The organism is Phenylobacterium sp., assembly GCF_030693405.1.
In the GTDB taxonomy this organism is placed as follows: domain Bacteria; phylum Pseudomonadota; class Alphaproteobacteria; order Caulobacterales; family Caulobacteraceae; genus Phenylobacterium.
On sequence record NZ_JAUYAW010000058.1, the window covers coordinates 1 to 25,289 of the forward strand.

Annotated in this window: 21 protein-coding genes and 1 tRNA gene; 20 read left to right on the forward strand and 2 right to left on the reverse strand. The window is 66.0% G+C overall.

What is annotated here, in order from left to right; genetic code table 11:
* The 4 genes from Q8N19_RS12260 to Q8N19_RS12275 all read left to right on the forward strand — a co-directional run.
* The coding region (locus Q8N19_RS12260) for a hypothetical protein (RefSeq protein WP_305584189.1) at nt 1-89 on the forward strand (89 nt) is incomplete at its 5' end.
* 154 nt (nt 90-243) lie between these two features.
* Complete coding sequence (locus tag Q8N19_RS12265) at nt 244-2,265, forward strand: DUF3857 domain-containing protein (protein WP_305591041.1); 2,022 nt, start codon at nt 244-246, stop codon at nt 2,263-2,265.
* Nucleotides 2,266-2,371: 106 nt separating this feature from the next.
* Nucleotides 2,372-3,589: a GNAT family N-acetyltransferase gene (locus tag Q8N19_RS12270; RefSeq protein WP_305591043.1), complete on the forward strand. Its 1,218-nt coding sequence runs from the start codon at nt 2,372-2,374 to the stop codon at nt 3,587-3,589.
* 14 nt (nt 3,590-3,603) lie between these two features.
* Nucleotides 3,604-4,521, forward strand: a complete 918-nt coding sequence (locus tag Q8N19_RS12275) for a transcriptional regulator (RefSeq protein ID WP_305591045.1) — start codon at nt 3,604-3,606, stop codon at nt 4,519-4,521.
* Nucleotides 4,522-4,534: 13 nt separating this feature from the next.
* Here the strand turns inward: Q8N19_RS12275 and Q8N19_RS12280 are convergent, their stop codons facing one another.
* Complete coding sequence (locus Q8N19_RS12280; protein WP_305591047.1) at nt 4,535-4,762, reverse strand: hypothetical protein; 228 nt, start codon at nt 4,760-4,762, stop codon at nt 4,535-4,537.
* Nucleotides 4,763-4,967: 205 nt separating this feature from the next.
* Between Q8N19_RS12280 and Q8N19_RS12285 the strand changes: the two genes are divergently transcribed.
* The 12 genes from Q8N19_RS12285 (at nt 4,968) to Q8N19_RS12340 (ending at nt 20,843) form a co-directional block, all read left to right on the forward strand.
* Nucleotides 4,968-5,043, forward strand: a tRNA-Trp gene (locus tag Q8N19_RS12285).
* Between the two features lie 118 nt (nt 5,044-5,161).
* Nucleotides 5,162-5,434: a preprotein translocase subunit SecE gene (gene secE, locus Q8N19_RS12290; RefSeq protein WP_371133843.1), complete on the forward strand. Its 273-nt coding sequence runs from the start codon at nt 5,162-5,164 to the stop codon at nt 5,432-5,434.
* A gap of 6 nt (nt 5,435-5,440) precedes the next feature.
* Complete coding sequence (gene nusG, locus Q8N19_RS12295; RefSeq protein ID WP_293317159.1) at nt 5,441-6,007, forward strand: transcription termination/antitermination protein NusG; 567 nt, start codon at nt 5,441-5,443, stop codon at nt 6,005-6,007.
* A 311-nt stretch (nt 6,008-6,318) separates the two neighbouring features.
* Complete coding sequence (gene rplK, locus Q8N19_RS12300) at nt 6,319-6,750, forward strand: 50S ribosomal protein L11 (protein WP_293317155.1); 432 nt, start codon at nt 6,319-6,321, stop codon at nt 6,748-6,750.
* A 5-nt stretch (nt 6,751-6,755) separates the two neighbouring features.
* Entirely contained in the window at nt 6,756-7,445 is a 690-nt protein-coding gene (gene rplA / locus Q8N19_RS12305) for a 50S ribosomal protein L1 (protein WP_305591051.1), read from the forward strand.
* 435 nt (nt 7,446-7,880) lie between these two features.
* Nucleotides 7,881-8,396: a 50S ribosomal protein L10 gene (gene rplJ, locus Q8N19_RS12310; protein WP_305591053.1), complete on the forward strand. Its 516-nt coding sequence runs from the start codon at nt 7,881-7,883 to the stop codon at nt 8,394-8,396.
* Nucleotides 8,397-8,441: 45 nt separating this feature from the next.
* Complete coding sequence (gene rplL / locus Q8N19_RS12315) at nt 8,442-8,822, forward strand: 50S ribosomal protein L7/L12 (protein WP_296565213.1); 381 nt, start codon at nt 8,442-8,444, stop codon at nt 8,820-8,822.
* Nucleotides 8,823-8,961: 139 nt separating this feature from the next.
* A complete protein-coding gene (locus Q8N19_RS12320) occupies nt 8,962-9,525 on the forward strand; it encodes a GNAT family N-acetyltransferase (protein ID WP_305591057.1) in 564 nt (187 codons plus the stop codon).
* 301 nt (nt 9,526-9,826) lie between these two features.
* Nucleotides 9,827-13,897 (forward strand): DNA-directed RNA polymerase subunit beta, encoded by a 4,071-nt coding sequence (gene rpoB / locus Q8N19_RS12325; RefSeq protein WP_305591059.1) that lies wholly within the window; start codon nt 9,827-9,829, stop codon nt 13,895-13,897.
* Nucleotides 13,898-13,990: 93 nt separating this feature from the next.
* Nucleotides 13,991-18,184, forward strand: a complete 4,194-nt coding sequence (gene rpoC / locus Q8N19_RS12330; RefSeq protein ID WP_305591061.1) for a DNA-directed RNA polymerase subunit beta' — start codon at nt 13,991-13,993, stop codon at nt 18,182-18,184.
* 146 nt (nt 18,185-18,330) lie between these two features.
* Complete coding sequence (locus tag Q8N19_RS12335) at nt 18,331-20,283, forward strand: S9 family peptidase (RefSeq protein WP_305591063.1); 1,953 nt, start codon at nt 18,331-18,333, stop codon at nt 20,281-20,283.
* 92 nt (nt 20,284-20,375) lie between these two features.
* Nucleotides 20,376-20,843: a YbjN domain-containing protein gene (locus tag Q8N19_RS12340; RefSeq protein ID WP_305591064.1), complete on the forward strand. Its 468-nt coding sequence runs from the start codon at nt 20,376-20,378 to the stop codon at nt 20,841-20,843.
* A gap of 17 nt (nt 20,844-20,860) precedes the next feature.
* Here the strand turns inward: Q8N19_RS12340 and Q8N19_RS12345 are convergent, their stop codons facing one another.
* Entirely contained in the window at nt 20,861-21,451 is a 591-nt protein-coding gene (locus Q8N19_RS12345; protein ID WP_305591065.1) for a hypothetical protein, read from the reverse strand.
* A 340-nt stretch (nt 21,452-21,791) separates the two neighbouring features.
* Between Q8N19_RS12345 and rpsL the strand changes: the two genes are divergently transcribed.
* The 4 genes from rpsL to Q8N19_RS12365 form a co-directional block, all read left to right on the forward strand.
* Nucleotides 21,792-22,163 (forward strand): 30S ribosomal protein S12, encoded by a 372-nt coding sequence (gene rpsL / locus Q8N19_RS12350; protein WP_293317138.1) that lies wholly within the window; start codon nt 21,792-21,794, stop codon nt 22,161-22,163.
* Nucleotides 22,164-22,175: 12 nt separating this feature from the next.
* Nucleotides 22,176-22,649 (forward strand): 30S ribosomal protein S7, encoded by a 474-nt coding sequence (rpsG, locus tag Q8N19_RS12355; RefSeq protein ID WP_305591067.1) that lies wholly within the window; start codon nt 22,176-22,178, stop codon nt 22,647-22,649.
* A gap of 117 nt (nt 22,650-22,766) precedes the next feature.
* Complete coding sequence (gene fusA, locus Q8N19_RS12360; RefSeq protein WP_305591069.1) at nt 22,767-24,845, forward strand: elongation factor G; 2,079 nt, start codon at nt 22,767-22,769, stop codon at nt 24,843-24,845.
* 51 nt (nt 24,846-24,896) lie between these two features.
* On the forward strand, nt 24,897-25,289 hold a 393-nt coding region (locus tag Q8N19_RS12365; RefSeq protein ID WP_305591071.1), incomplete at its 3' end, for a GTP-binding protein.

Below are 25,289 nucleotides of genomic sequence, written 5' to 3' on the forward strand. Positions count from 1 at the left end.
CGATCGCCATGGACCAGGGCCTGCGCTTCGCCATCCGCGAAGGCGGCCGCACGGTCGGCGCCGGCGTCGTGGCCAAGATCGTCGAATAGTCACAGGCTTCACAGCCTGACCAAGGCCAAGGCCGCCAGGGGAAACCCCGGCGGCCTTTTCCTTTGGCGAACCGGCGGTCGCCTCCAGGTAGATTCCGCTCAGGGGCGGCGCTCCGGGTGCTATGAAACCCAGGCGTGCGGCGGGGGGAGTGCGATGGCGGCGGATACAGCAGCGGCGGGCGCCGCGGAGCTTCTGGGCCATGGTCCCGCGGCGGACTGGGTGGAGCTCGCCCCCTTCATGCGGCCCAGGACCCCGACGCCCCGGGAACAGCATGGCGGTCTCTGCCTCTGGCTGACGGACACCCAGATCAGTCTGACGGGGCCGAGCGCCTCCACCTTCCAGCGATCGGTCAACGAGGTCACGGGAACCGACGGGCTGCAGAGCGCCGCCGTCGTGAACGTCAACTTCGACCCAAGCTATGAGACCCTGACCTTTCATCGGATCTGTGTGGTGCGAAATGGTCAGGAAAGGTTCATCGACCCCCGGCCTCATGCGCAGGTTTTCCGGCGTGAGCCCGATCTTGAGCGGGCGATCTATGACGGACGCCTGACGGCCAACATCACCCTGCCTGACATCCGGGTGGGCGACATTGTCGATGTCGCCTTCAGCCTGTCGGGGGATCATCCCATCGTCGGACGTCACTTCAGTCGGGAATGGCTTTTCAGCTGGGGGTGCTGGGTGGGCGAGACCCGGGTGCGGTTGCTCTCGCCCGTCGACCGGCGCCTGACGATGCTGAGCTGGAGCGGCGCCCCGGCCGCTCAGGAGCGCCTTCTGAACGGCGCCTGCGAGCGCGTCTGGCGCAGCCAGGAAACCGCGCCGGTCGAGCTCGAGCCGGACATGCCAGCCTGGGTGCGGCCCTATGCGACGATCCGGATCTGCGACCAGTCCGCCTGGCCCGAGGTCGCAGGCCTCTTCGCCCCGCTCTATGCGACAGGCGGCGTCCTGCCTTCCAGCCTGGAGGAGGAGGCGGCCGGCCTGGTTTCGCTGGCGCCCAAGGCCAGGGCGGTGGCCGCCTTGCGGCTGGTCCAGAGCGTCCTGCGCTACCAGTCGGTCACTCTGGGCGAGGGCGGTTTCGCCCCGCGCAACCTTTCCGATATCTGGCTCTCCCGGTCGGGGGACTGCAAGGACGCCTCAAGGCTGCTTGTCGCGCTGCTCACCCGGCTCGGCCTCACGGCGTATCCTGTGCTCGTCAACACCTGGAAGGGCTGGATCCTAGACCAGGAGCCGGCGTCGCCCCTTTCATTCGACCACTGCATCGTGGGTCTGGCGCTCGGGGACGAGATCTTCTGGCTGGACCCCACCATGGCCCCGCAGGCGGACGACCTCGACACCATCTATCAGCCTCGGTTCGGGTGGGGGCTGCCCTTGAAGGCCGGGGCCACCCTGGTCTGGATGGGGTCGGGCGGGGTCGTCGACCTGCTGCAGGTGGAGGAGTCGATCGGCGCGCCGCGGACGGTCACCGATCCGGTCGAGCTGGAAATCCGCTCGTCCTATTTCGACTGGCGCGCCGAAATGGAGCGCCGCCGCTGGGACGCCAGCCACGCCCAGGCCGAGCGGGACTACGTCTCAGCCCGCCGCAATGGCTACGGCGAGGTGGAGCTGCTTGAGCCGATCAGTCTGGCCGATGATCGCAAGCTGAACGTGGTCCGCACCCATGAGCGCTACCAGGCGCCGGCGCCCTGGGTCGCCGCCCCCAAGGGCGAGGTGGCCGAACTGGTGCTGCGGGACGGGTTTCTGGACCATCAGATGCCGACACCTGAGACATCACGCCGCCGCTGGCCCATCGATCTTGGCCGGCCCAGGCGGGTGAGGCACGAATACGTCATAGCCCTGCCTGCGCCGCTCCAGGGCGCCGGCTGGGATGAGACCTATCAGGGGCCCTCTGTCACGGCGCGGCTGGCCCTGACCGTTGCGCCAGGGGGACGTGAGGCGCGCCTGCTTCGGGAGATCGAGTTTCGCGAGCCCTTCCTCGCCGCGGAGCAGGCCAGCGCCTATTTCCGCTTCAGGACCCAGGTCCTCTCGGAGTCCGGCGCCACCCTGCGCCTGGCGATTCAGAAGGGGAAGTTCGTGACGCCACCCCGGGGCCTGCTCGCCAATATACAGACCTATTGGGGCCGCTGGCTGTTTGGAATCTTCTGGGTGGCCTACGTTCTGGCGGTGTTCTTCGACGTCTGAGGCGCCGCCTTTCCTTTTTCGAAACCCACACATGGTTGTCTGAGCCCTGCGCACGCATCTTGCAGGGGATCAACCTGAGCGTGCGAAACAGGGAGAGGGCGCCAGAATGGGAGCCGGGATCAGCGTCGAGACGCGGGGGGCCAGCGAGCTCGACCCGCAGGCGCGCGCCCTGTGGGCCCAGTTCCGCGACCGCGATCCGGCGCTTTCGAGCCCCTATTTCGACCTGCGCTATGTTCTGGCCGCCAGCGAGGTGGCGCCCCAAGCCCAGGTGGCGGTGATCCGCCGGGACGACGAGATTGTCGGCTTCCTTCCGTTCCAGCGCCGCGGCGGGGCGATTCAGCCTATGGCCGCCCCGCTCACCGACTATCACGGGCTGATCGCAAAACCCGGCGTCGAGATCGATCTGAAGGTGGTGCTCGAGCACCTGCAGGCCCGCCGCTTCCGGTTCGGCGGTCTGGTCGGCGGCCAGTCGGAGGCGGTCAACGCCGCGGCGCCCAAGCCCGCTATGATCGCCGATCTGACCGGCGGCTACGACGCCTATCTGGAGGGGCGTCGGGCCGCCGGGCAGGGGAGCTTCCTGAAGGACAAGCGCCGACGCCAGCGTCAGCTGGCCGAACAGGTGGGGCCGCTGAGCTTCACCCTGTCGGCCGATCCCGCCATGCTGGAGATGATCATCGCCGAAAAGCGCGCCCAGATGCGCCGCACCGGCCAGCATGACGTGTTCTCAACCCCCTGGACCCAGGACCTGCTGCGCCAGCTGAACGATGATTCCGATCCGGACTTCGGACTGCGGGTGGCGGTGCTGAAGGCCGGCGACAAGGTGGTGGCCGCCGAGGCCGGCCTCCTGTCGGGCTCGGTCTATCACCTGTGGTTCCCGATCTATGACCCGGACTACGCCCGCTATTCGCCTGGCGCCCTGATGACCCTGGAGACGCTCCGCGTTCTGGCGGAGCAGGGGGTGGCCCTGGCCGATTTCGGTCCGGGGGCTGAGGACTACAAACGCGCCTTCGCCGACGAGGGCGATGAGGTGGTCGAGGGCGACGTCACCGCCGATCCCTTCGTGGAAGGCCTGCGGGAGCTGGTGCGTCAGACCGTATCCCGGTCGCCGCGCCTGCACGACCGGCTGCGGGATTTCTATCAGCGCCTCGACCGGCGGCTTGACCGGATCACCGCCTGCGAGCCGGGCCTGAACGGCCAGATCAACGCCGCCAGCCGCTCGCTTGGTCACCTTGGCCGCCGCCGTCCAGGCATTCGGGCCAGTGTGGGCCTGGGCCTTGGGCTCTCTCTCGCCGGCGCCACGGCCGGCTTCATCCTGCTGGACTGACGAAGGACAGGACCATGACCGCCGACACGCTTTCAGACCGTCTGATCCCGGCCTGGGCGGCCGACCAGAAGGCCGGCTTCCGCAAGGCCCCGATCACCTTCGCCCATCGCCTGGCGGAGACGGGCCTGTTCGAGGACGCCCCCCTGGCGGCCCTGCTCGACCGCTATCCGGCCGAACTCTACGACATCAACCTGTTCGACTATGACGACGAGGGTCAGGTGACCATGCGCACCGGCGTGCGCGGCCGGCTGCCCGGCGAGAAGGTGCTTGAGGGCATCAAGGACGGGCGGGTCTGGGTGCAGCTGCGTCGGGTGGAGCAGCACTATGAGGCGCTGATCCCCGTCATCCACGCCGCCTTCCGGGAGATCGCCCGCGAGGCGCCGGGCTTCCGGCCGGTCCAGTTGAACGGCCAGCTGATCCTCTCGGCGCCCCAGGCCAAGGTCCCGTTCCACGCTGATGCGCCCGGCGTCTGCCTGTTCCACATGCGCGGCCGCAAGCGGATCTGGATCTACCCGGTGGATGAGGCCCACATGCCCCAGACGGGCATGGAGGATATCATGCTCAAGCAGCAGACCGAGGATCTGCCCTATCGCCGGGACATGGACTCAGCCGCCCAGGTGTTCGACCTGGACCCCGGCATGGCCGTCACCTGGCCCCTGCACGCGCCGCACAGGATCGAGAACCAGGCGGGCTTCAACGTCTCCCTGTCGGTGGACTACCAGACCTGGGGCACGCGGATCACCAATGGCGCCCACTACGCCAACGGCATCTTCCGCCGCAAGGGCGTGCCCGTCGCCGCCATGGCCCGCACACCCATGCCTGCTCGGGCAGGGCTGTGGGCCGCCTCCCTGGCGCTGAAGCGCGCGGGCCTGGTGGAGGACAAGATCGCCAATCTCGACCGCAGCTTCGAGCTGGACGGCGTCAAGACCTGAGGCGGGCGGGCGCTCAGACGTCCCGGTCGGTCTCCGAATCGGCCGGCTCGGGATCGCCATTGGCCGGCGCGCCCGTATCGGGGTCAGTGCGGGTTTTGTCGCTGTGGGTCGAGTCCTCCGAGCCCTCGGGCACATAGGCCGAGGTCGGCGGCGAGCCGGGACGCTGCTCCCCGTCGCGATTGCGGTCATCCGCCGGCGGGGTTGGGTTGACCTTGGGATCGCGGCTGGAGGGATCGCTCATGGGGGCCTCGCGGGGACGGTGGGAAGTCCAGGTCCAAACGCCGTCGCAGCCCCTTTGATCCAACTTGCCCGTGCGGGCGCCCCCTGCTAAACGAGCCGGCTCCGGTGATGAACCGCGCGCGCCGGCGGCTTTCCGCTTCCCGGCGCGCTGTTTATTGTTCGGAGCCAAGGTCCCGCCTCTGAGAGGAAGCGGGGTCGAGGCGTGTAGGAGTGTAGCTCAGCTGGTAGAGCATCGGTCTCCAAAACCGAGGGCCGGGGGTTCGAGTCCCTCCACTCCTGCCACCATATATGTCTGTGAAGCCGTGAACCGCGCGGGCGGGGCCCGTCTAAAGAGCCGCCGCCCTCAAGTAGAAAGTCGCTATCCTCGATGGCCAGGAAACCGGGCGCTACGCCGCAAGCGATGAGGAACCGGGCCGCCAAGACGGCCGCGGCCCTGTCCTCGGGCTCGCCGCTCGCCGACTCCGCGCCGAAGAAGAAGACCCCTCCGGGTCAGTTCTTCCGGGAGGTCCGCGCCGAGGGGCGCAAGATCACCTGGACGAGCCGCAAGGAGACCTGGATCACCTCGGTGATGGTCGGGATCATGGTCGTTCTGGCGGCGATCTTCTTTTTCGGGGTCGACTTCATCATCGGCTGGCTGATGGGCCTGATCCTCCAGCTCGCCAACGCGGGATAATCTAGAATGAACGCTGAAACCGCGGACGCCGTCGCGCCGACCAATCACAAGTGGTACATCGTCCACGCCTACTCGAACTTCGAGAAGAAGGTGAAGGAGGCCATCCTCGACCAGGCCCGCAACCAGGGTCTTGAGGATCAGTTCTCCGAGGTGCTGGTGCCCACCGAGGACGTGGTCGAGATCCGCCGCGGCCGGAAGATCAACACCGAGCGCAAATTCTTCCCCGGCTACGTGCTGGTGAAGATGAACCTCACCGACGAGGCCTACCACCTCATCAAGAACACTCCGAAGGTGACGGGCTTCCTGGGCTCCGGCGCCAAGCCGCTGCCGGTCTCCGAAAAGGAAGTCGCCCGGATCATCGGCGCCATCGAAGAGGGTGTTGAGCGGCCCAAGCCGACCATCAGCTTCGAGATCGGCGAGCAGGTCCGCGTCACCGATGGCCCCTTCGCCAGCTTCAACGGCTCGGTGGAACAGGTCGACGAAGAACGCGCCCGCCTCCGCGTCACCGTCTCCATCTTCGGCCGCGCCACCCCGGTCGAACTCGAATACGGCCAGGTCGAAAAGACCAGCTGATACTGGCCTGTTGTCGTTCTGCCTGATCTCGGGTCGCACAGGCCGAGTTCGGGGCTACGGCTCAGGTCGGTAATGCAGGAAGGACGGCGCGGGGCCCGCAAGGACCGATCGCGCCGTTCAGCTTTCTGGGGCCTCCAGGTCGCCTCTTCACTCCTCCTCACGCAGCTTGCCCCTGAAGGCGCCCGCTGATAGAAGCGCGGGCTTCGCCGGGCGGCCCTTGGTCGCGCGGCTCAAATCCGTGGGAGGGGGCTGGCCAGCCATAACCCCGCACCACGGCTCAACAGGCCGGACGTCCGGCCAAAGAGGAGAAGATGGCCAAGAAAATTCTGGGCTATATCAAGCTGCAGGTGCCCGCGGGCTCCGCCACGCCTTCGCCGCCCATCGGGCCGGCGCTCGGTCAGCGCGGCGTCAACATCATGGGCTTCTGCAAGGAGTTCAACGCCCGCACCGAGAAGGAAGTGAAAGGCACGCCCCTGCCGACGGTGATCACCGTCTATCAGGACAAGTCGTTCACCTTCGTCACCAAGACCCCGCCGGCGACCCACTACATCAAGCAGGCGGTCGGCATTAAGTCTGGCGCCAAGCTGACCGGTCGCGAGACCGTGGGCAGCATCACCCGCGCCCAGCTGCGGGAGATCGCCGAGTCGAAGATGAAGGACCTCAACGCCAACGACGTCGAGTCCGCCGCCCGCATCATCGAGGGCTCCGCCCGTTCGATGGGCCTTGAGATCGTGGAGGCCTGAGGACCATGCCTAAGCAAGCAAAGCGCATCCAGGCCTGGACCGGCGACCGTCTGGCCGCTCACTCGGTCGAAGACGCCATCAAGCTGGTCAAGGAAAACGCCAAGGCCAAGTTCGACGAGTCCATCGAGATCTCCGTCAACCTGGGCGTTGATCCCCGCCACGCCGACCAACAGGTCCGCGGCGTTGTGAACCTCCCCTCGGGCACCGGCCGTGACGTCCGCGTCGCCGTCATCGCCAAGGACGCCAAGGCTGATGAAGCCACCGCCGCGGGCGCCGACATCGTCGGGGCCGAAGAGCTGGTGGAACGCATCCAGGGCGGCTTCATGGAGTTCGACCGCGTGATCGCCACGCCGGACATGATGGCCCTGGTCGGCCGTCTGGGTAAGGTGCTCGGCCCCCGTGGCCTGATGCCGAACCCCCGCGTCGGCACCGTGACGCCGAACGTGGCTCAGGCCGTAAAGGACGCCAAGGGCGGCGCCATCGAGTTCCGCACCGAGAAGACCGGCATCATCCACGCCGGTATCGGCAAGGCGAGCTTCTCGGACGAAGCCATCCTGGCCAACGTCAAGGCCCTGGTGGACGCGCTCAACAAGGCCAAGCCCTCGGGCGCCAAGGGCACCTATGTGAAGAAGATCAGCCTGTCTTCGACCATGGGTCCCGGCTTCCGGGTCGAGACCGGTTCGGTCGGCGCCTAACCGCGTCCACGCCGAACAGACGAAGTGAGGGGGCTGCGGCGACGCGGCCCCCTTTTTCGTGGGCGCAAGGCGGGCGCGCCGGGGCGTTGCGCTTCGGGCCGCCCTGCTGTATGAGCCGCGCCTCTAAGGTTTCGCCGCTCCGCAAGGAGGGGCGGGGACTGGAAGCTTCCCGCAAGGGGACTTCCGATCCTGTCCAAGAACTGCGGGATCCAGGGGTCGCCTGGATCATAAGCGTGGAAGAGCCCTTCCACACTCGCGGGGAGACGGGAAGATGACGCCGACAAGGCCCATTTCCGCATGGCGGACTAAGGGCGCGACGGCTGCGGCTTCTCTCAAAGGACAGGCTTGATGGTTCCGCGTTGGGGCTTCCCCAATTCGTGGCCGTCACACGGCGTCTGGAATGGTCCAGGCGTCGCACCTGAGTAGGAGACCGCAATGGACCGCGCTCAAAAGCAGGAAGCGATCGAGACGCTGAAAAGCGTCTTTGCCGAATCCGGCGCCGTGGTCGTGACCCACAATCTGGGTCTGACCGTTGCGGAAATGACGAATCTCCGGGGCCGCCTGCGTGAGCAGGGCGCCCAGCTGAAGGTGGTGAAGAACACCCTGGCCCAGAAGGCTCTGAACGGCTCGGTTGGCGAGGAGGGCGACGCCCTTTTCACTGGCCCCGTCGCCATCGCCTATGGCCCGGACCCGGTCTCCGCCGCCAAGGTCGCCACTCAGTTCGCCAAAGAGAACGACAAGCTCGTGATCATGGGCGGCCTGATGGGCACGCAGGTTCTGGACAAGACCGGGGTGAGCGCGCTTGCGACTCTGCCCTCGCTCGACCAGCTCCGCGGCAAGATCATTGGCCTCGTCCAGGCGCCTGCGACCAAGATCGCCGGCATCCTGCAGGCGCCGGCCGGTCAGCTGGCCCGCGTCATGGGCGCATACGCCGCCAAAGACGCCGCCTGATCGTCATTTTCCCGACACCCCCAATCTCTCAAGGATCAAAATCCCATGGCTAACCTCGAAAAGATCGTCGAAGACCTGTCGGCTCTGACCGTCCTGGAGGCCGCTGAGCTCTCCAAGATGCTGGAAGAAAAGTGGGGCGTTTCCGCCGCCGCTCCGGTGGCCGCTGCGGCTCCCGCCGCCGCTGGCGCCCCGGCTGAAGCCGTCGAAGAGCAGACCGAGTTTACCGTCGTCCTGACCGGCGGCGGCGACAAGAAGATCAACGTGATTAAGGAAGTTCGCGGCGTGCGTCCGGACCTCGGCCTGAAGGAAGCCAAGGACCTGGTGGAAGGCGCTCCCCAGAACATCAAGGAAAACATCTCCAAGCAGGAAGCTGAAGAGATCAAGAAGAAGCTCGAAGAAGCCGGCGCTTCGGTCCAAATCAAGTAGGACTAAAGCGGCGCATCTCGCGTCTCTTTCGCGGGCCCGGAGGGAAACCTCCGGGCCCGTTTCCATGTCTGGCGCCCGTCATCTGGCGTCCTGTCGGCGACTACTTTCCCAGCGGCCTGACTGGCGCGATAGTCGGGCCATGCCCGTCACGCTCAAGACCCCCAGCCTGGACCTGCTGCCCGCCTATGCCGACGCGCTGCGGCGGGGCTGGTCGTCTGACAATGTGCGCGGCAAGGCGGCGGCAGATGAGGAGCTCGAGCGCATCGCCGCCGATCCGGAGGCCTTTATCGCCTCCCTCGACAATCCCGATGGGGGCGGTCCGCCGGCCATGCGTCTGGACGGAAGCCTGGGTGCGCGGCTGCCGAGCATCCGGCGCTGGATCTGGGAGGATGGGTTCTGTGGCGCCATCGGTCTGCGCTGGGGCCCGGGCGGCGGGCCGCTGCCCGACTGGTTTCCCTATGGCCACATCGGCTATGCCGTGCCGCCCTGGCGCCGCGGGCGGAGCTATGCATCTGAGGCTCTGGCCCTGATGCTGGTGGAGGCGAGGGGGCGGGGCCTTGGCCAGGTGGAACTGACGACCGACGCCGACAATCCGGCGTCCCAGAAGGTGGTGGTCAAGAACCACGGCTATCTCGTGGCGCGCGAGCCGGGCGGAGCGCTCCACAGCGGGGCGGAGATCCTGCGCTGGCGGATTGATCTGTAGGCGGCGTCTGATGACCGGGTTCCCCCGTCGCCTTAACTTTTCTGTGGAAGGGGCTTCCCAAGCGCTTGCAAAAGCCCTATCTGGCGAGCTTCGCGAAATTCCGATTCAGCTAAGACGCGAGTCTTCGCACGTTCCGTCTCCGAGGCATGGTCCGTCGCCCTCCGACCATGCGAGGGAGCGTCCCCGACGTAAAGGGGACATTTCCAGCGTCCGGCCCCCGGTCATCCGGGGGTTGAGGGTGGACGCAGGATGAAACTTACGGCGCGCTGGCCTGTCGCCCGCGCGCGCTCAAGGGAATAAAATGGCGCAATCCTTCACCGGCAAGAAGCGGATCCGGAAGTCTTTCGGCCGCATCCCCGAAGCTGTGCAAATGCCGAACCTGATCGAGGTTCAGCGCTCGTCCTATGAACAGTTCCTGCAGCGTGAAGTGCGCCCGGCCGACCGCCGGGACGAGGGGATCGAGGCGGTCTTCAGGTCCGTCTTCCCGATCAAGGATTTCAACGAGCGCGCCGTGCTCGAATATGTGTCCTACGAGTTTGAGGACCCGAAGTACGACGTCGAGGAATGCGTCCAGCGGGACATGACCTACGCCGCGCCGTTGAAGGTCAAGCTGCGCCTCATCGTGTTCGAAACCGATGAAGAGACCGGCGCCCGCTCGGTGAAGGATATCAAGGAGCAGGACGTCTATATGGGCGACATCCCGCTCATGACGGAGAAGGGCACCTTCATCGTCAATGGGACCCAGCGGGTCATCGTCTCCCAGATGCACCGCTCGCCGGGCGTCTTCTTCGACCACGACAAGGGCAAGACCCATTCCTCGGGCAAGCTCCTGTTCGCCGCCCGCGTCATCCCCTATCGCGGTTCCTGGCTCGACTTCGAGTTCGACGCCAAGGACATCGTCTATGTCCGCATCGACCGTCGCCGCAAGCTGCCGGCCTCCACCTTCCTCATGGCGCTCGGGATGGACGGAGAGGAGATCCTCTCCACCTTCTATGAGACCGTGACCTTCGAGAAGCGTGAAGGCGGCTGGGCCACGGCCTACAAGCCCGACCGCTGGCGCGGCGTGAAGCCGGAATTCCCCCTCATCGACGCCGAGACCGGCGAAGAGGTGGCCCCGGCCGGCCAGAAGATCTCCGCCCGCAACGCCAAGAAGTTCGCTGACGCGGGCCTCAAGACCCTGCTGCTGGCGCCTGAGGCCCTCACCGGCCGCTACCTGGCCGCCGACATGGTCAATCACGATACCGGCGAGATCTACGGCGAGGCCGGCGACGAGCTGGACGTCACCCTGCTGGGCGCCCTGGAAGAGCAGGGCTTCACCAGCTTCGACGTGCTGGACATCGATGAGGTCACGGTGGGCGCCTACATGCGCAACACCCTGCGCATCGACAAGAACACCGCCCGCGAGGACGCCCTGTTCGACATCTACCGGGTCATGCGTCCGGGTGAGCCGCCGACGGTGGAAGCCGCCGAGGCCATGTACAACAGCCTGTTCTTCGACTCCGAGCGCTACGACCTGTCCTCGGTCGGCCGCGTGAAGATGAACATGCGCCTGGAGCTGGACTGCCCCGACGACGTGCGCGTCCTGCGCAAGGCCGACGTGCTGGCGGTGCTCAAGACCCTGGTCGGCCTGCGGGACGGCCGCGGCGAGATCGACGACATCGACAACCTCGGCAACCGCCGGGTCCGCTCGGTGGGCGAGCTGCTGGAAAACCAGTACCGCGTCGGCCTGCTGCGCATGGAGCGCGCCATCAAGGAGCGCATGTCCAGCGTCGACATCGACACGGTCATGCCCCACGACCTGATCAATGCGAAGCCGGCGGCTGCGGCCGTGCGGGAGTTCTTCGGCTCCTCGCAGCTGTCGCAGTTCATGGACCAGACAAACCCGCTGTCGGAAATCACCCACAAGCGCCGTCTCTCGGCCCTTGGCCCCGGTGGTCTGACCCGCGAGCGCGCCGGCTTCGAAGTCCGCGACGTGCACCCGACCCACTACGGCCGGATCTGCCCCATTGAGACGCCGGAAGGCCCGAACATCGGCCTGATCAACTCCCTGGCCACCCACGCGGTGGTCAACAAGTACGGCTTCATCGAAAGCCCGTATCGCCGGGTCAAGGACGGCAAGATCACCGACGAGGTGGTCTACATGTCGGCCATGGAAGAGGCCAAGCACGTCATCGCCCAGGCCAATATCAAGATCGAAAACGGCGAGATCGTCGACGATCTGGTGCCGGGCCGCGTGAACGGCGATCCGACCCTGCTGCCCAAGGACACCGTCGACCTGATGGACGTGTCGCCCAAGCAGGTCGTCTCCGTCGCCGCCTCGCTGATCCCCTTCCTCGAAAACGATGACGCCAACCGCGCCCTGATGGGCTCCAACATGCAGAAGCAGGCCGTGCCGCTGGTCCGCACCGACGCCCCCCTGGTGGGCACCGGGATGGAAAGTGTCGTGGCCGTGGACTCCGGCGCTGTGGTCGTCGCCCGCCGCTCAGGCGTGGTCGAGCAGATCGACGGCACCCGGATCGTCGTCCGCGCGACGGAAGAGACCGACCCCACCAAGCCGGGCGTCGACATCTACCGCCTGCAGAAGTTCCAGCGCTCCAACACCTCGACCTGCATCAACCAGCGTCCGCTGGTCCGCGTCGGCGACCGGATCGCCGCTGGCGACGTGGTGGCCGATGGCCCGTCCACCGAGCTCGGCGAACTGGCGCTCGGCCGCAACGTGCTCGTCGCGTTCATGCCCTGGAACGGCTACAACTTCGAGGACTCCATCCTCATCTCCGAGCGCATCGTGCGCGATGACGTCTTCACCTCGATCCACATCGAGGAGTTCGAGGTCATGGCCCGGGACACCAAGCTCGGTCCTGAGGAAATCACCCGCGACATCCCCAATGTCGGCGAGGAGGCCCTGCGCAACCTCGACGAGGCCGGCATCGTCGCCATCGGCGCCGAGATCCAGCCGGGCGATATCCTGGTGGGCAAGGTCACGCCCAAGGGCGAGAGCCCGATGACGCCGGAAGAAAAGCTCCTGCGCGCCATCTTCGGCGAAAAGGCCTCAGACGTCCGCGACACCTCCCTGCGCCTGCCGCCCGGCGTGTCGGGCACGGTGGTCGAGGTCCGCGTGTTCAACCGTCACGGCGTCGACAAGGACGAGCGCGCCATGGCCATCGAGCGCGCCGAGATCGACCGCCTGGGCAAGGACCGCGACGACGAGTTCGCCATCCTGAACCGCAACATGACCTCGCGTCTGCGCGAAATGCTGGTGGGCAAGGTCGCCGTCTCCGGGCCCAAGGGCCTGGGCCGCGGCGAGATCACCGCCGAGAAGCTGGGCGATATCGCGCCGGGCCTCTGGTGGCAGATCGCGCTTGAGGACGAGAAGGCCATGGGCGAGCTGGAGGCCATGCGCCGCCAGTTCGACGAGGCCCGCAAGCGCCTCGACCGTCGCTTCGAGGACAAGGTCGACAAGCTGCAGCGCGGCGACGAACTGCCCCCTGGCGTGATGAAGATGGTCAAGGTCTTCGTGGCCGTGAAGCGCAAGCTTCAGCCCGGGGACAAGATGGCCGGCCGTCACGGCAACAAGGGCGTCATCTCCAAGATCCTGCCGATCGAGGACATGCCGCACCTTGAGGACGGCATGAACGTCGACATCGTTCTGAACCCGCTGGGCGTGCCCTCGCGGATGAATGTCGGCCAGATCTTCGAAACCCACCTGGGCTGGGCCGCCGCCGGCCTCGGCCGTCAGATCGCCGACCTGCTGGAAGCCTGGCAGAACGGTGGCCAGCGGCAGGCCCTGATGGACTGGCTGCGGGACATCTACGGTCCTGAGGAAGAGCTGCCCGAGACCGATGAGGAACTCATCGAGCTCGCCCGCAACCTCTCCAAGGGCGTGCCCTTCGCCACCCCGGTCTTCGACGGCGCCCATATCGACGACATCGAGAACCTCCTGGAAAAGGCCGGTCTCAACCGTTCGGGGCAGGTCATGCTGTATGACGGCCAGACCGGTGACCAGTTCAAGCGCCCGGTCACGGTCGGCTACATCTACATGCTGAAGCTGCACCACCTGGTGGACGACAAGATCCACGCCCGTTCCATCGGCCCCTACAGCCTGGTCACCCAGCAGCCCCTGGGCGGCAAGGCCCAGTTCGGCGGTCAGCGGTTCGGGGAGATGGAGGTCTGGGCTCTGGAAGCCTACGGCGCGGCCTACACCCTGCAGGAAATGCTGACGGTGAAGTCCGACGACGTGGCCGGCCGGACCAAGGTCTACGAGTCCATCGTCCGCGGCGACGACACCTTCGAGGCGGGCATCCCCGAGAGCTTCAACGTTCTCGTCAAGGAAATGCGCTCGCTCGGCCTGAACGTGGAGCTGGAGAACAGCTGACCGCTGCCTTCATCCCGCGCCGCTTTTTGCGGGGGGAGGGGCCGTCAGCCTCTCCCTCTCGCCTTCCAGAATGACTGACGAACTGGAAATCTGATGAACCAGGAAGTCCTGAATATCTTCAATCCGGTCCAGGCCGCCCCGACCTTCGACCAGATCCGCATCGCTCTGGCCTCGCCCGAAAAGATCCGCTCGTGGTCCTTCGGCGAGATCAAGAAGCCCGAGACCATCAACTACCGGACGTTCAAGCCCGAGCGTGACGGCCTGTTCTGCGCCCGTATCTTTGGCCCGACCAAGGACTACGAATGCCTGTGCGGCAAGTACAAGCGCATGAAGTACAAGGGCATCATCTGCGAGAAGTGCGGCGTCGAGGTCACCCTGGCCCGCGTCCGCCGCGAGCGGATGGGCCATATCGAACTGGCCAGCCCGGTCGCCCACATCTGGTTCCTGAAGTCCCTGCCGAGCCGCATCTCGATGATGCTCGATATGGCGCTGAAGGACGTGGAGCGGGTGCTCTACTTTGAATACTACATCGTCACCGAGCCGGGCCTGACCCCGCTGAAGCAGCATCAGCTGCTGTCGGAAGACGACTATATGCGCTTCCAGGAGGAGTTCGGGGACGACAGCTTCACCGCCGAGATCGGCGCTGAGGCCGTCCAGGGCCTGCTGAAGGCCATCGATCTGCCCAAGGAGGCCGAGAAGCTCCGCGAGGACCTGCTCACCACCACCTCGGAAATGAAGCTCAAGAAGACGTCCAAGCGTCTGAAGCTCATCGAGAGCTTCATCGAGAGCGGCAACAAGCCCGAGTGGATGGTGCTGTCGGTGGTGCCGGTGATCCCGCCGGAACTGCGCCCCCTGGTGCCCCTGGATGGCGGCCGCTTCGCCACCTCGGACCTGAACGACCTCTATCGCCGGGTCATCAACCGGAACAACCGCCTCAAGCGCCTGATCGAGCTGCGGGCCCCCGACATCATCATCCGCAACGAAAAGCGGATGCTGCAGGAATCCGTCGACGCCCTGTTCGACAACGGCCGTCGCGGCCGGGTCATCACCGGCGCCAACAAGCGGCCCCTGAAGTCTCTGGCCGACATGCTGAAGGGCAAGCAGGGCCGATTCCGTCAGAACCTGCTCGGCAAGCGCGTCGACTATTCCGGCCGTTCGGTCATCGTCGTCGGTCCTGAGCTGAAGCTGCACGAGTGCGGCCTGCCCAAGAAGATGGCGCTGGAGCTGTTCAAGCCGTTCATCTATGCGCGCCTGGACGCCAAGGGCCTGTCGGGCACCGTCAAGCAGTCCAAGCGCATGGTCGAGCGTGAGCAGCCGGCGGTGTGGGACATCCTCGACGAGGTGATCCGCGAGCATCCGGTGCTGCTGAACCGCGCGCCGACCCTGCACCGTCTCGGCATCCAGGCCTTCGAGCCCAAGCTGATCGAGGGCAAGGCCATCCAGCTTCACCCGCTGGTCTGCACGGCCTTCAACGCCGACTTCGACGGCGACCAGATGGCCGTCCACGTGCCGCTCTCGCTGGAAGCCCAGCTGGAAGCCCGCGTGCTGATGATGAGCACGAACAACATCCTGTCGCCCGCCAATGGTCGCCCGATCATCGTGCCGTCGCAGGATATCGTGCTCGGCCTCTACTACCTGTCGCTGGTCAAGGACGGCGAGCCGGGCGAGGGCAAGGTGTTCGCCGACCTCGGCGAGATCGAAGCGGCGCTGAACGAAGGCGTCGTGACCCTGCACTCCAAGATCCGCTGCCGCTACACCGAGATGAATCCCGAGGGCGAAGTGGTCCGCCGGATCATCGACACCTCGCCGGGGCGGATGAAGATTGCGGCCCTGTTCCCGCTCAACGCGGCGGTCAGCCACAAGCTGCTTGAGAAGAACCTGACCAAGAAGGAAATCGGCAATCTGATCGACACCGTCTACCGCCACTGCGGTCAGAAGGCGACGGTCATCTTCGCCGACCAGATCATGGGCCTGGGCTTCCGCGAGGCGGCCAAGGCCGGCATCTCCTTCGGCAAGGATGACATCGTCATCCCGCAGCGGAAGAAGCCGATCGTCGAGGAAACCCGCAAGCTGGTCGAGGAATACGAGCAGCAGTACGCCGACGGTCTGATCACCAAGGGCGAGAAGTACAACAAGGTCGTTGACGCCTGGGCCAAGGCCACCGACCGCGTCGCCGATGAAATGATGCGCGAGATCTCCGAAGGCGTTAAGGGCGCGGACGGTCGTGAATCCGAGATCAACTCGGTCTTCATGATGTCCAACTCCGGCGCCCGGGGCTCGCAGGCCCAGATGAAGCAGCTCGGCGGGATGCGCGGCCTGATGGCCAAGCCGTCCGGCGAGATCATCGAGACGCCGATCATCTCGAACTTCAAGGAAGGCCTGACCGTTCAGGAGTACTTCAACTCCACCCACGGCGCCCGTAAGGGTCTGGCCGACACCGCCCTGAAGACCGCCAACTCGGGCTATCTGACCCGCCGTCTGGTGGACGTGGCGCAGGACTGCATCATCACCGAGGAAGACTGCGGCACCACCCGGGGCATCACCCTGGGCGCCGTGGTCGAAGGCGGAGATGTGCTGGTCTCGCTCGGCCTGCGTATCCTGGGCCGCTCGTCGGCCGAGGACATCAAGGACCCGAACACCGGCGAGGTCGTCATCCCGGCCGACACCTATCTCGACGAGAAGATGATCGAGCTGGTGGACAATGCCGGCGTGCAGTCGGTGAAGGTCCGCTCGGTCCTCACCTGCGAGACCAAGACCGGCATCTGCGCCACCTGCTATGGCCGTGACCTGGCCCGCGGCACCCCGGTGAACATCGGCGAGGCGGTCGGCGTCATCGCCGCCCAGTCCATCGGCGAGCCCGGCACCCAGCTGACCATGCGGACCTTCCACATCGGCGGCACCGCCCAGGTGGCCGAGCAGTCCTTCTTCGAGAGCGCCAACGAAGGCGCCGTGAAGGTCATCGGCGGCAATGTGGTCCAGGCCGGCGACGGCGAGTTCGTGGTCATGAACCGGAACCTGCAGATCATTGTGCAGGTCGACGGCAAGGACCGTGAATCCTACAAGCCGCCCTATGGCGCGCGCCTGAAGGTCAAGGACGGCGACAAGGTCAAGCGCGGTCAGCGTCTGGCCGAATGGGACCCCTACACCACCCCGATCCTCACCGAAGTGGGCGGTCGCGTCCGCTTCGAGGACCTGGTGGAGAACGTCTCGGTCCGTGACGAAGCCGACGAAGCCACCGGCATCTCCAACCGCGTGGTCACCGACTGGCGCGCCTCGACCAAGGGCAGCGATCTGCGTCCCGCCGTGGGCGTCATCGACTCCGACGGGGCCTTCAAGCGCATCGCCAACGGCGGTGAGGCCCGTTACCTGCTGCCGGTGGGGGCCATTCTCTCCGTCGGCGACGGCGACGAAGCCAAGCCCGGCGAGGTGCTGGCCCGTATCCCCACCGAGGGCGCCAAGACCCGGGACATCACCGGCGGTCTGCCCCGCGTCGCCGAACTGTTCGAGGCCCGCCGGCCGAAGGACTGCGCGGTCATCGCCGAGATGGACGGCCGAGTCGAGTTCGGGCGCGACTACAAGAACAAGCGCCGGATCAAGATCACCCCGGAGGATGGCGGCGAGCCCGTCGAATTCCTCATCCCGAAGGGCAAGCATATCGCCGTCCACGATGGCGATACGATCCGGAAGGGCGAGTACATCATCGACGGCAACCCGGACCCGCATGACATCCTGCGGATCCAGGGCATTGAGGCGCTGGCCGAGTTCCTGGTGGACGAGATCCAGGAGGTCTATCGCCTCCAGGGCGTGCCCATCAACGACAAGCACATCGAGACCATCGTCCGCCAGATGCTGCAGAAGGTGGAGATCCTCGAGACCGGCGACACCGGCCTGCTCAAGGGCGATCACCTCGACAAGATCGAGGTGGACGAAGAGAGCGCCAAGGCCGAGGCCCGCGGCGGTCGTCCGGCGATCACCCAGCCGGTCCTGCTGGGCATTACCAAGGCCTCGCTGCAGACCCGCAGCTTCATCTCTGCGGCCTCCTTCCAGGAGACCACCCGCGTGCTCACCGAGGCTTCGGTCCAGGGCAAGCGCGACACCCTGGAAGGCCTGAAGGAGAACGTCATCGTGGGCCGGCTCATTCCTGCCGGCACCGGCTCGTATCTGCGGAACCTCCAGCGCATCGCCGCGAAGCGCGACGAGGCCCTGGCCGCCAGCCGCGAGACCGCCATGGAGCCCCTCCCGGAGGTTATCGCCGCCGAGGCCCAGGCCGAGACGATCGACAACTAAGGCCCACGGTTCCGCCTGCGGAACCAGGTTGCGACAGACAGACGGCCCGGGGGCGACCCCGGGCCGTTTTTCGTTGCGGACGACGACACAGCTTTACCTTGGCCATGGCCGCCCGCTAACCTCACCTGGGGTTGAGGGGGGTTTCCATGCGCGTATTGATGTTGATGGCGCTTGCGGCCTGGGCCGCTGGCGCGACGATGGCGGCCGCCGCGCCGCCGCCGGTGGCGGCCTTCGCCCGGCTGGAGGCGATCCAGGATGCCGCCATTTCACCCGACGGCGCGCGGGTGGCCCTGCTGGGCGGCCCGGCGGGCGCCCGGTCTCTCAATATCGCCACCCTGGATCAGGCTGGAGCCAAGACGGTGCCCCTGGGGGATATCGAGGCGGTCAGCATCACCTGGGCGGGCGACGACTTCGTCATCGTCCGGGTCGGCTATTGGGAGAAGTTCGGCCCTCGCAGTCAGGAGCGCTTTGAGCGCAACGTGGTGGTCAGCGCCCAGGGCGAGGTCGGCGCCCTCCTGCTTTCAAATGACCATGCGAGCCGGTACGCGACTGGCCAGCCCATCGTGCGGGTCGTCCACGGCGCCAAGCCTTCCATCTATCTGATGGGTCTGCAACGGACCATTGACCGCTCCAATGTGGACAGCCGGATCGTTCAGAAGGGGGATGAGCAGGACTTCAAGTGGTCGCTCTGGCGGGCCGATCCGGCCACGGGACACGGGCGGATCGTCGAGAACGGCAATTTCGACTCCTACTATTTCGAACCCGATTCCGAGGGCGAAGCCCGGGTCCGCTACGAGATCGATCCCAAGGTCGCCAAGGCGCGTGTCTTTGCCCGCGCCAAGGGGCAGCGGCGCTGGACCGAAATCTGGCGCGAGGAATCGGGCGGCGACTATCTCGGCTATTCCGACCCTGAGGACTCCGTCTATCTCCTTCAGGTCGATGAGGGCGGGCAACAGGTCATCCGCCATCGCCTGTCCGACGGCCAGATCGAGCGTGTCGGCGATCCCAGCCCCTATCAGCCCAGTCTGGTGCGCGACCCCTACACCGGACAGGCCCTCGCCTTGATGGCGGGCGGGGAGACCATGAAGGTCCAGTATCTGGACGCTGAGATCGGCGCCGTGCACGGGCTTCTCAGCCGGGCTCTTCCTGGGCGCGACCTGGGGCTGGTCAGCTGGTCGCAGGACCGGAAGCGCTTTGTCATCGTGGCTGATGGCGCGGACTCGCCCCCGGTCTGGTACCTGCTGGACTGGGGCAAGAAGGAGCTCTCGCCGCTGGGGGCCTCCTTCCCCGAGCTTGCCGAGGCGCCATTGGGCAAGACAAGCTGGATCACCTATCAGGCCCGCGATGGGCTGGAGATTCCCGCCTACCTCACGCTTCCCCCGGGCGGGCGGGCCACAGGGCTGCCCCTCATCGTCCTGCCACACGGAGGGCCGGCGGCGCGGGACACCAACAGCTTTGACTATCTGACCCAGTTCCTGGCGAGCCGGGGCTATGCGGTCCTGCGGCCGCAGTTCCGGGGCTCCCGGGGCTTTGGTCAGGCGTTCGAGGATGCTGGGCGAGGGGAGTGGGCCGGCAAGATGCAGACCGATCTGCTGGATGGTGTCGCGGCCCTGGGCGCAGAGGGCGTGATCGATCCGCGCCAGGTCTGCATCGTCGGGGCCAGTTATGGGGGCTATGCCGCCCTGGTGGGCGCCACGTTGCACCCAAGCGCCTTCCGGTGCGCCGCAGCCATCGCGCCGGTCACCGACCTGCAGATGCTGCAGTTGCATGTGGTGCGGGCCGCTGGCCGTGACTCAGGCATGTTCACCGGCTTCCGAGACCAGTTGGCCAATGCGTCGCGCGAACAGATGATCGCGGCTTCGCCGGCCAACCATGCCGCCGCCGTGACCGCGCCCATCCTGCTGATGCATGGCGATCAGGATGCGGTGGTGCTCCTCGACCATTCGGTGCTGATGAAGAACGCCCTGGAACGGGCAGGGAAGACCGTCGAGCTTCTGACCTTCGAGGGCGAGAACCACTACTTCTACCGCCCGCAGAGCCGGGTGAGGATGCTGGAGGCGCTGGATGGGTTTCTGTCCAAGCACCTTCCCGCCTCCTGAGGAAGCCGGGTCCCCGCGGATCGCACTTCCGGTTTGAGCGGGGCTGTGAAATGAGGGTGTCGACAGCGCCCTGGCCCAGACGGAGAATTGGCATGCGTGGACTTTGGATCGTGGCTGGGCTCGCCCTGGGGCTCGGGACTGCTCAGGCGCAGGCGCGCCCTCTGCCGCCGGGCGGCGTGACCGCGGCTGAGGTGATCGAGGTGCTGCAAGCCAATGGGTATCGCGGCCAGGCCGATGTGGACGGTGTGGGCGATCCGATGGTCCGCAGCGCCACCGACGGCACCAATTTCGTGATCTACTTCTACGGCTGCGAGCGCGAACGCTGCACGACCATCCAGTTCGGCGTCGGCTTCGAGATGAATCGTTCGCCGGGCCTGGCGAAGATCAATGAGTGGAACCGTGAGATGCGGTTTGGCCGGGCCTATCTCGACTCCGATATGGATCCTTTCGTCGAGATGGATGTGGACTTGGAGCTCGGCGCCACGACTGAACAGCTTCAGAGCGTCATCGGCACCTGGACCGCGCTGGTCCCGGCCTTCAAAGAGTTCATCGACTTCTGATCAGCCCGCCGTTGGCGCTAGAGATCAGGCAGGGGATTCATCGCGCCCCCTCCGCCGGTGGTGTCGATCCCCAGCGGGGGCGTCACGGAGTCGCGGTAGGCGCGGTCGGCGGCCTTTCGCGCGGCGGCCTGCTCCAGCCCCCTCTGCTTGTCCCTGTCCATGAGTGGCGGCCGATAGGGCGCAGTCTCCGCCCCCCGGGCGAAGCGCTCAAGGCAGGCGGCCCGCTCCGCCTCGCTCAGCCGCGACATGTCCGGCTGGCTGCAGCCAAAGGTCTGTCGCAAGGCGCGCCTTAGCCGCGCGGCCTGGGCGGTGGCCTCGGGGTCCGCCGCCGGCGCGGGGCGAAAGGGGGAGGGGGCCGTCGCAGCCGAATCGCCGCGGTCGTCTCGCGGGGGTGTCATTGGGCGTTGGGCGGCCCGAATCGGCGCCTCCGGGCTGCCGTCCGGGCGACGCCGGAGGGCGGCCAGCGGCGGCGCCAGCATGATCTCGAAGATCGGCCCATCACCGGTCGCAGGCGACTCCGGCGCCATCCGGGTCAGGGCCAGAAACGCGGCCAGGTGCAGGACGACCACCAGGCCGGCGGCCGCCAGGGTTCTTCCGCCGCGCGTCATGGGTCCATCCGACTGGCTATGGCCAAGCTGAGGGGCCGGGGCGGCGAAACTGTGGCGGAAAGGCTGCGGGCGGCGGGGAAGTTGCGCAAACATTGACGGGCCGGGCCGGGGCGAGTATGAACCGCGCTCCTTTGAGGCCGGGGATGATGTCCCAGGTCCCGAAGGACCCGAAAGTCTTGCAAGGGACGGCTCGCCCGCCGGAGCGCTTCACCAATGCGCGCCGGCGAGTTTTCGTGTTCAGAGCCGGGCTTGAAGGCCAATAAGAAACACGACCCTTCAACGGGGCGCATCGGCCCAACGGCACACGCCCCCACAAGCCTAGGAATGGCGCAGAGAATATATGCCTACGGTCAACCAGCTGATCCGCAAGCCGCGCAAGGACAAGCCTTCGCGCAACAAGGTGCCGGCCCTGAAGGGCTGCCCCCAGCGTCGCGGCGTTTGCACGCGCGTCTACACCACCACCCCGAAGAAGCCGAACTCGGCTCTGCGTAAGGTGGCCAAGGTCCGTCTGACGACCGGCATTGAAGCGGTGTGCTACATCCCCGGCGAAGGCCACAACCTCCAGGAACACTCCGTGGTGCTGATCCGCGGCGGCCGGGTGAAGGACCTTCCCGGCGTGCGCTATCACATCCTGCGCGGCGTGCTCGACACCCAAGGGGTGAAGGATCGCAGGCAGCGTCGTTCGCTCTACGGCGCCAAGCGTCCTAAGTAAGGATCAGAGAATATGTCCCGCCGCCGTCGCGCAGAAAAACGTCAAGTCCTTCCCGACCCGAAGTTCGGGGATCTCGTCGTCACCAAGTTCATGAACTACGTGATGTACGAAGGTAAGAAGGCCGTCGCCGAGAACATCATCTACGGCGCGTTCGATATCCTGGAAGCCAAGCGCAAGGACCAGGGCCCGCTGGAGACCTTCCACGCGGCTCTGGAAAACGTCGCGCCGGGCATCGAGGTTCGCTCCCGCCGGGTTGGCGGCGCCACCTATCAGGTGCCCGTGGAAGTCCGTCCCGAGCGCCGTCGCGCCCTGGCCATTCGCTGGCTGGTGACCGCGGCGCGCAAGCGTGGCGAGAACACCATGACCGAGAAGCTGGCCGGTGAGCTTCTCGACGCTTCTGCCAACCGCGGCTCCGCGGTGAAGAAGCGTGAGGACACCCACAAGATGGCCGAGGCGAACCGCGCCTTCTCGCACTACCGCTGGTAAGCTCGTCCATCCATCGCTTCCCGGCGCGGGCGGTTTGAGTTAAACCGCCCGCGCCGTTCGTTCAGCACACACGACCGGCAGCCTACCTCCGGACCTCTTTCAGCAAAGCCTTTCGCTATGGCCCGTACGCACCTCATCGAAGACTACCGCAATTTCGGAATCATGGCCCACATCGACGCGGGCAAGACGACGACGACGGAGCGGATTCTCTTCTACACCGGCAAGAGCCACAAGATCGGCGAAGTCCATGACGGCGCGGCCACCATGGACTGGATGGAGCAGGAGCAGGAGCGCGGCATCACGATCACGTCGGCCGCGACGACCTCCTTCTGGAAGGGCAAGCGCCTCAACATCATCGACACGCCTGGCCACGTGGACTTCACCATCGAGGTCGAGCGTTCGCTGCGCGTGCTTGACGGCGCGGTGACTGTGCTGGACGGCAACGCCGGCGTGGAGCCCCAGACGGAAACCGTCTGGCGTCAGGCCGACAAGTACAATGTTCCCCGCATCGTGTTCATCAACAAGATGGATAAGATCGGCGCCGACTTCGAGAAGTCGGTGGAATCCATCCGCGACCGTCTGGGCGCCAAGGCCGTTCCGATCCAGCTGCCGATCGGTTCGGAATCCTCGCTGCGTGGTCTGGTGGACCTGGTCCGCATGAAGGCCGTGGTCTGGGAGAATGACGGCCTGGGCGCCGCCTTCACCGACGAAGAAATCCCCGCCGATATGAAGGACAAGGCCGAAGCGGCCCGCGCCTACATGATCGAGAACGCGGTCGAGCTCGATGACGAGGCCATGGAGGCCTATCTGTCGGGTGAAGAGCCGTCGGAAGAGACCATCAAGAAGTGCCTGCGTAAGGCGGTTCTGAACGGCGCCTTCTATCCGATCCTCTGCGGCTCGGCCTTCAAGAACAAGGGCGTGCAGCCCCTGCTCGACGCGGTTGTCGACTATCTGCCCTCGCCCCTGGACATCCCCCCGACCCAGGGCATCGACTTCAAGACCGAAGAGCCGGTGACGCGCCGCGCCTCGGACGATGAGCCGCTGTCGGTTCTGGCGTTCAAGATCATGGACGACCCCTTCGTGGGCTCGCTGACCTTCTGCCGCATCTATTCGGGCAAGCTCGAAACCGGCATGGGCCTGCTGAACTCCACCCGTGATCGCCGCGAGCGCGTTGGCCGCATGCTGCTGATGCACTCGAACAACCGCGAGGACATCAAGGAAGCCTATGCCGGCGACATCGTCGCCCTGGCCGGCCTCAAGGACACCCGCACCGGCGACACCCTGTGCGATCCCGGCAAGTCGCCGGTCATCCTGGAGCGCATGGAGTTCCCCGCGCCGGTCATCGAGATCGCCGTGGAGCCCAAATCCAAGGCCGACCAGGAAAAGCTCGGCGTCGCCCTGGCCAAGCTCGCCTCGGAAGATCCGTCCTTCACGGTCTCCACCGACCACGAGTCGGGCCAGACCATCCTGAAGGGCATGGGCGAGCTGCACCTGGACATCAAGATCGACATCCTGAAGCGCACCTATAAGGTCGAGGCCAATATCGGCGCGCCGCAGGTGGCCTATCGCGAGAGCCTCGGCAAGCGCTGCGAGATCGACTACACCCACAAGAAGCAGACCGGCGGTACGGGTCAGTTCGCCCGCGTCAAGCTGGTGTTCGAGCCGGGTGAGGCGGGTACGGGCTTCGTGTTCGAAAGCGCCCTGACGGGCGGTTCGGTGCCGAAGGAATACATTCCTGGCGTTCAGAAGGGCATCGAGTCGGCCAAGGATAACGGCCTGCTGGCTGGCTTCCCGCTGATCGACTTCAAGGCCACCCTGATCGACGGCGCCTATCACGACGTCGACTCCTCGGTTCTGGCCTTCGAAATCGCGTCGCGCGCCGCCTTCAAGGAACTGCGTGAAAAGGGCGCCCCCAAGCTGCTCGAGCCGATCATGGCCGTCGAGGTCGTGACCCCGGAAGAGTATCTGGGTTCGGTCATCGGCGACCTGAACGGTCGTCGGGGTCAGATCCAGGGCCAGGACATGCGCGGCAACGCCACGGTCATCAACGCCTATGTGCCGCTGGCCAATATGTTCGGCTATGTGAACACCCTCCGGGGCATGTCACAGGGCCGCGCTCAGTTCACCATGACGTATGACCACTATGAGCCGGTCCCGCAGCATGTGGCTGACGAAGTCATCAAGAAGTACGCCTAAGACCTTCCAACCCTAGTTAGAGGACGAGCCCGGACAGGGCTGGAGCTTGAAATGGCCAAAGAGAAGTTTGAACGCAATAAGCCGCATTGCAACATCGGCACGATTGGTCACGTTGACCATGGCAAGACGACGCTGACGGCGGCGATCACGATGACGCTGGCGAAGTCCGGTGGCGCGACGGCGAAGAAGTACGACGAGATTGACGCGGCGCCGGAAGAGAAGGCCCGCGGGATCACGATCAACACCGCGCACGTGGAATATGAGACGGCCAACCGTCACTACGCCCACGTCGACTGCCCCGGCCACGCTGACTATGTGAAGAACATGATCACCGGCGCTGCGCAGATGGACGGCGCGATCCTGGTGTGCTCGGCCGCTGATGGTCCGATGCCGCAGACCCGCGAGCACATCCTGCTGGCCCGTCAGGTTGGCGTGCCGGCCCTG

Excerpts from the sequence above, each read along its gene's own strand:
- Q8N19_RS12265 (WP_305591041.1), top strand. The coding sequence starts at position 244 with ATGGCGGCGGATACAGCAGCGGCGGGCGCCGCGGAGCTTCTGGGCCAT.
- Q8N19_RS12270 (WP_305591043.1), top strand. The coding sequence starts at position 2,372 with ATGGGAGCCGGGATCAGCGTCGAGACGCGGGGGGCCAGCGAGCTCGAC.
- Q8N19_RS12275 (WP_305591045.1), top strand. The coding sequence starts at position 3,604 with ATGACCGCCGACACGCTTTCAGACCGTCTGATCCCGGCCTGGGCGGCC.
- Q8N19_RS12280 (WP_305591047.1), bottom strand. The coding sequence starts at position 4,762 with ATGAGCGATCCCTCCAGCCGCGATCCCAAGGTCAACCCAACCCCGCCG.
- secE (WP_371133843.1), top strand. The coding sequence starts at position 5,162 with ATGAGGAACCGGGCCGCCAAGACGGCCGCGGCCCTGTCCTCGGGCTCG.
- nusG (WP_293317159.1), top strand. The coding sequence starts at position 5,441 with ATGAACGCTGAAACCGCGGACGCCGTCGCGCCGACCAATCACAAGTGG.
- rplK (WP_293317155.1), top strand. The coding sequence starts at position 6,319 with ATGGCCAAGAAAATTCTGGGCTATATCAAGCTGCAGGTGCCCGCGGGC.
- rplA (WP_305591051.1), top strand. The coding sequence starts at position 6,756 with ATGCCTAAGCAAGCAAAGCGCATCCAGGCCTGGACCGGCGACCGTCTG.
- rplJ (WP_305591053.1), top strand. The coding sequence starts at position 7,881 with ATGGACCGCGCTCAAAAGCAGGAAGCGATCGAGACGCTGAAAAGCGTC.
- rplL (WP_296565213.1), top strand. The coding sequence starts at position 8,442 with ATGGCTAACCTCGAAAAGATCGTCGAAGACCTGTCGGCTCTGACCGTC.
- Q8N19_RS12320 (WP_305591057.1), top strand. The coding sequence starts at position 8,962 with ATGCCCGTCACGCTCAAGACCCCCAGCCTGGACCTGCTGCCCGCCTAT.
- rpoB (WP_305591059.1), top strand. The coding sequence starts at position 9,827 with ATGGCGCAATCCTTCACCGGCAAGAAGCGGATCCGGAAGTCTTTCGGC.
- rpoC (WP_305591061.1), top strand. The coding sequence starts at position 13,991 with ATGAACCAGGAAGTCCTGAATATCTTCAATCCGGTCCAGGCCGCCCCG.
- Q8N19_RS12335 (WP_305591063.1), top strand. The coding sequence starts at position 18,331 with ATGCGCGTATTGATGTTGATGGCGCTTGCGGCCTGGGCCGCTGGCGCG.
- Q8N19_RS12340 (WP_305591064.1), top strand. The coding sequence starts at position 20,376 with ATGCGTGGACTTTGGATCGTGGCTGGGCTCGCCCTGGGGCTCGGGACT.
- Q8N19_RS12345 (WP_305591065.1), bottom strand. The coding sequence starts at position 21,451 with ATGACGCGCGGCGGAAGAACCCTGGCGGCCGCCGGCCTGGTGGTCGTC.
- rpsL (WP_293317138.1), top strand. The coding sequence starts at position 21,792 with ATGCCTACGGTCAACCAGCTGATCCGCAAGCCGCGCAAGGACAAGCCT.
- rpsG (WP_305591067.1), top strand. The coding sequence starts at position 22,176 with ATGTCCCGCCGCCGTCGCGCAGAAAAACGTCAAGTCCTTCCCGACCCG.
- fusA (WP_305591069.1), top strand. The coding sequence starts at position 22,767 with ATGGCCCGTACGCACCTCATCGAAGACTACCGCAATTTCGGAATCATG.